This window comes from Atopomonas hussainii (assembly GCF_900109735.1).
GTDB classification, from domain to species: Bacteria; Pseudomonadota; Gammaproteobacteria; order Pseudomonadales; family Pseudomonadaceae; genus Atopomonas; species Atopomonas hussainii.
In genome coordinates this window covers 1-1226 of record NZ_FOAS01000038.1, presented here as the reverse complement: position 1 = coordinate 1226, position 1226 = coordinate 1, and the positions used below count along the sequence as shown (strand labels likewise).

At 50.3% G+C, this 1226-nt stretch carries 2 protein-coding genes; both read right to left on the bottom strand.

Features of this window, described 5'->3' with window-relative positions:
* Window positions 1-391 precede the first annotated feature (391 nt).
* Window positions 392-775: a hypothetical protein gene (locus BMX80_RS17525; protein WP_074870813.1), complete on the bottom strand. Its 384-nt coding sequence runs from the start codon at window positions 773-775 to the stop codon at window positions 392-394.
* Window positions 776-1008: 233 nt separating this feature from the next.
* On the bottom strand, window positions 1009-1226 hold a 218-nt coding region (locus tag BMX80_RS17915), incomplete at its 5' end, for a hypothetical protein (RefSeq protein ID WP_217641986.1).

The window sequence follows — 1226 nt, the reverse complement described above, 5'->3', positions numbered from 1 at the left end:
GACGTCCAGCGAACGAAGTGAGCGGCGTTGAGCGCATTGTTAGGATGGCTCGTTGTGGCCGTGGAGCGACAGGCCAAACCCAAACGAAAAGACCCGAAACGCCGAAGTGATGACTTTCTAAAGTAGTTATTTGCGACTCGATCCATGCTGTCAAAACCTTCCAATGCTTACCGCAAATAACCCGCCGGCGAACCCATAGGCGGCGCCGCGAAACTGGCAGATAACCGCAAAGCTACCGACAAAACAGCGTGCTGAAAAGCAGCGTGTGGATTCGTTGTGGTGGTGTGGTTTGCCAACACTTTGTGAAGCGCCCTAACGATAAGCTAAGGGGCGGCAAAAAGCGGAGCTTTTTGACGTCCAGTGAGCGGAGCGAGCGGCCTTAAGCGCATTGTTAGGCTTCACCGCCCTGAAGGTGTTTAAGGATTTTTTCCGGTTCATCGGTGGCCATGATTGCCTCGTAGATAGCTTCGTATATTTTTCCTTGGGCCAAGAAGGATGCCGCGCTATATGCGCGGGCCTTAGAGAAAAAATCCAGATGTTCAAAGTTGCCAAGTTCTTGTTGTTTTAGATAGTTCTCATCGGACTGTATTGCGATTTCTTGTAATTGATCGTGCCGCATTTCATTAATGGCTTTTTCTATGGCTAAGCAGTCGAGACCGGCCTCGCGCACTACCCATAAAACTACGCTAGAGGCTAATGCAGTGCGTTTTTCTATGGGTAAATCACTCAATGTGTTTTCGATATGAGGATCGACTGTTGAAAGGCGCGAAGTCATCTGTGATGCCTAACGTTTGGTTAAGGGGCGGACAAAAGCGCAGCTTTTGGACGTCCCAGTGAGCGAAGCGAACGACTTGAACCAGTTGTTAGGCCAAAGATTGACGCCGAGCGAACAGGAAACGCTGAACTTGATAAACGATGAGCAAGGCGCTTCGACCTGACACGGAAAGTTATTTGCGATTCGGTGCATCCTGTCCAACAACTCCTTTTGCATGGCGCAAATAACGGGGTTCAAACAGCTGAGAAGCTTCGCGTTTCAGCACGCACGGCGCTTTGCAGGATGCGGAAGCTAACAGCGACACGAAAGCGGCGCATCAGAAGCCACAAAGTTAACGCCAAATCGGGAACATGAAAAGGCTTGTTTCGTTGTGCGCAGGGCGTTTCAAACCAGATAAAACCTGCACGCCGCCTAACGATTAAGCTAAGGGGCGGCAAAAAGCGCAGCTTTT